Annotated in this window: 7 protein-coding genes; all 7 read left to right on the top strand. The window is 34.9% G+C overall.

Going from position 1 to position 2,989, the window contains the following annotated elements; translation table 11 throughout:
• Positions 1–183 (top strand): hypothetical protein (locus PL9631_RS27520; protein WP_231516668.1); only part of this gene is annotated, 183 nt, incomplete at its 5' end.
• Positions 184–237: 54 nt separating this feature from the next.
• The gene (locus tag PL9631_RS27515) at positions 238–516 is read left to right on the top strand and encodes a hypothetical protein (RefSeq protein ID WP_083616430.1); all 279 of its coding nucleotides are present in this window, start codon (positions 238–240) and stop codon (positions 514–516) included.
• 78 nt (positions 517–594) lie between these two features.
• A complete protein-coding gene (locus tag PL9631_RS27510; RefSeq protein ID WP_083616428.1) occupies positions 595–879 on the top strand; it encodes a hypothetical protein in 285 nt (94 codons plus the stop codon).
• A gap of 58 nt (positions 880–937) precedes the next feature.
• On the top strand, positions 938–1,288 hold the full coding sequence (locus PL9631_RS27505) for a hypothetical protein (protein ID WP_083616426.1): 351 nt from the start codon (positions 938–940) through the stop codon (positions 1,286–1,288).
• Positions 1,289–1,386: 98 nt separating this feature from the next.
• A complete protein-coding gene (locus PL9631_RS27500) occupies positions 1,387–1,740 on the top strand; it encodes a hypothetical protein (RefSeq protein WP_083616424.1) in 354 nt (117 codons plus the stop codon).
• A 307-nt stretch (positions 1,741–2,047) separates the two neighbouring features.
• On the top strand, positions 2,048–2,431 hold the full coding sequence (locus PL9631_RS27495) for a hypothetical protein (RefSeq protein ID WP_083616422.1): 384 nt from the start codon (positions 2,048–2,050) through the stop codon (positions 2,429–2,431).
• 114 nt (positions 2,432–2,545) lie between these two features.
• The gene (locus PL9631_RS27490) at positions 2,546–2,962 is read left to right on the top strand and encodes a hypothetical protein (RefSeq protein ID WP_083616420.1); all 417 of its coding nucleotides are present in this window, start codon (positions 2,546–2,548) and stop codon (positions 2,960–2,962) included.
• Positions 2,963–2,989: the final 27 nt, after the last annotated feature.

Raw genomic sequence — 2,989 nt, 5'->3', positions numbered from 1 at the left:
CGACCCCTTGACTGTTTCAATCTCTTTACTGAACCTAATGATTTAGATTTACGTTCTATTGAGATGGAAATTGTCCTCAAGTATCGTGAACAATTTAATCTCAAAACTGACATTCTGCGTAGCTCCTGTCTATGGGAGATTCAAAAATTAGTTCAATACGGTCAAGAAATCAATAAACAGTAATTGGGATTTACCAGCTACCGCTTAAATTTAATGAAGTTTTTTTGAACTAAATCAATGATTAGAATTCCACCTAAATTCGGTTCTAAAGCTCCTAAACCTGAACCCGATAAATCCAAAGGCAGTGTTTTTGACCGACTGAATGCAAAACTTAAATGGGAACGAGAAAATATTCAACCCCATTTAAAAGATTTATTTCCTTTGTATGGTCACAACTGCATTATCTTCATGCCGACTGAGAACACTTTCTACTATACAGGTGCAGGATACGGTAATTATCTAACTGAAAGGGATGATGATTACAACAGAATTGGAGAAATCTTAGCTCAAATCTAATTCAATTAAGCGGTAATTAGAAACTTTAATGCTCTAGCTACCGCTTGAATTTAATGAAGTTTCTCTTAACTAAATCAAATGACTGAATCAAATACTGAATTAGAAATGTATTCGAGCTTTTGCTGTTTCGAGCAGGAAGCAATTGAACAAGCTCTTAAAGAATCTGGGATTAATTATCGAATCGAATACTTTAAGGGATTTAATGACCTCAATTGCTTCAACCTCTTTGCTCCCCGCAACTGCGAACTTTCTGTTAATCTTGAAGAAATTGAACTCAAAACTGTGCGGGAGTATCGGGAACAATTCAATCTTGAAAACGCAAACCTGTATCAGCTTCAAGCCGCTTTTCAAGCACTCCAATAAATAACTTGAGCGGTAGGTCGCTATCGCGATAATTCAATGAAGTTTCTTAACTAAATCAATGAATACCATAACTTTTGCAGGAATTAAAGGTAAAGTAATTAAATCAAGTCCTCATGGTAATTATCTTACAGTCGAACTTAGCGATCGCATTACCATTTGTGGAACCAAAAACAATCAATTTAATTGGTCAGAGGCTCCTGATTCTGATTCGGGATTTACCAGTTTTATTGCTTATATTGGTTCGACAACCGAAGAACAATCAATCCTCTATGACCAAATTCAATTCTATGGGGGACATATTCAGGAGTTCCGTGATTCTAAACGTAATCCCTCTTTTCCCTTTGAATTTAAAGTTAAAGAACTCTCCATTGATAGTTTGTTAAATCTCTTTAATGAACTTCAATCATAAATTCAATAACAAATAACAAACCAATAATGTTACTCAAGGGAATAACGTTATTGGTTTTGCTATTGCGTTCAATTCTGTGCAAATTAAGGATAACACAAATGAGAGATAAAGTAATCAAAATTTGTCAAGCATTAGATTGGCAAGGAGAACGAGATACCTGGGAATCACCAGACGGTAAAGAGATTCCGTTTATAAGATTCTCTAAGTTTATAATGCCAGAGAACGATGACATGAATAGTTACTACATCCAGATAACAATATGGGCTAAAAACGTTTCTCTCGAAATCAAAGAATATTGTGGGGAATGCGGCCCAGAAATAGATTCTGATGAACGATGGGCAATGAGTCGTACCTTCAGAATCGCCAAAGTTCCTTATGCAGAATTTATTGAAAGAAGTAATGAATTAATTCAACAATTGGAGAAAACATTATATGAGAAATTCACCCCATAGTTCCAAATCCAAGCACATTCAATTACAATTACCGTTATTTCCAAAACTCAAAAGGAATCAGAAAGTCAAGATTAAAGGCTTAGATTCCGATGGCGAATATCCTAATCTTATTGGGAAATTTGGGATAATATTTGCCATTGCCAATAATGGGATTTGGGTAAGATTCCCTGGTTGTTATTTGGGGCGAACCAAGAAGCGTAAAGTAAAACTAATTTTGCTTTATTCTATTTGGAGTATAGAGTATTTCAAAGTTTCTGAATAGGGTAGCTATCGCTAAAGATAGGCGTTGTTTCTTTTTCTTAATACAATGTCTATCCTTATTCAAACTAAAGCTCAAAAAACAACCTCAATTCTTGTAGATTGCTTCCGAATCCTGGCTTGGCAACATTATAAGAGTACCAATAAAGGCTTGAGAATTGAAGGTAAAGAAATCAATGGTTTAGAACTTTATGAAATCTTCAAAACCGAATGGCTCAAGCATGAAATCAACAAAATGGATTTAGCTAAAGTCCAAAAGTTCATCAAAGACATGGGTTATACCGAAGATGAACTTATGGAAATTCGTTCAGATTATTACCAACAAAAATCCAATTATCAAGCCAAAGAATCTAAATCAACTGAATCAAAAGTTAATCAACTGAAACAAAAGTATCAAGAAGCTGATTCCGAATACGAGCCCAAACCTTTCTAAACCTCTTAACTAATTAAGTCTTAGTCTCTTTGTGAGATTAAGGCTTTTTTTTATCCTCAAAGTTAGTGGTGAGATGCTAACGCAAGAATCGATGAAGTTTTTTGATAACAAACAATGACTAACTTTCAATTTCCAATTCTAAACATCAAAATAGTTTTCCCTGTTCTTCGTAAAAACCGAAAACATTTAGTTGATATGGGGAAAGAATTTCAGACTTTTGGCTATACTCCCCAAAGTTTTCGGGAGAATCTCTGGCATCAAATTCAGAACAGTCGATTAGACGAAAAGCAAACACGAGAATTTAAGTGTTTGAGAAGTATGGCAATGAATCACAAGCAGATAGCTTTATTGATTAAGGATGAGGAGCAACGGCCCTATGCAGAAATAATCATTCGAGCAGTTAGTTTTGTTCATCGTATTGAATCCCTAGCCCCATTAGGAGGTATCGACTCTCACGACAAAATGCAACCCGAAGCCTTCTACGAACTATTGAAGCAATTAGGTTTTAAGTTGAATCTCGTTAAACCCTAATCAATAAACCCTTAATTAATTAGATTC

The organism is Planktothrix paucivesiculata PCC 9631 (genome assembly GCF_900009265.2).
GTDB lineage: Bacteria > Cyanobacteriota > Cyanobacteriia > Cyanobacteriales > Microcoleaceae > Planktothrix > Planktothrix paucivesiculata.
The sequence above is the reverse complement of the archived record's forward strand: the minus strand, read 5'-3'. Positions and strand labels throughout refer to the sequence as shown.

Excerpts from the sequence above, each read along its gene's own strand:
- PL9631_RS27515 (WP_083616430.1), top strand. The coding sequence starts at position 238 with ATGATTAGAATTCCACCTAAATTCGGTTCTAAAGCTCCTAAACCTGAA.
- PL9631_RS27510 (WP_083616428.1), top strand. The coding sequence starts at position 595 with ATGACTGAATCAAATACTGAATTAGAAATGTATTCGAGCTTTTGCTGT.
- PL9631_RS27505 (WP_083616426.1), top strand. The coding sequence starts at position 938 with ATGAATACCATAACTTTTGCAGGAATTAAAGGTAAAGTAATTAAATCA.
- PL9631_RS27500 (WP_083616424.1), top strand. The coding sequence starts at position 1,387 with ATGAGAGATAAAGTAATCAAAATTTGTCAAGCATTAGATTGGCAAGGA.
- PL9631_RS27495 (WP_083616422.1), top strand. The coding sequence starts at position 2,048 with ATGTCTATCCTTATTCAAACTAAAGCTCAAAAAACAACCTCAATTCTT.
- PL9631_RS27490 (WP_083616420.1), top strand. The coding sequence starts at position 2,546 with ATGACTAACTTTCAATTTCCAATTCTAAACATCAAAATAGTTTTCCCT.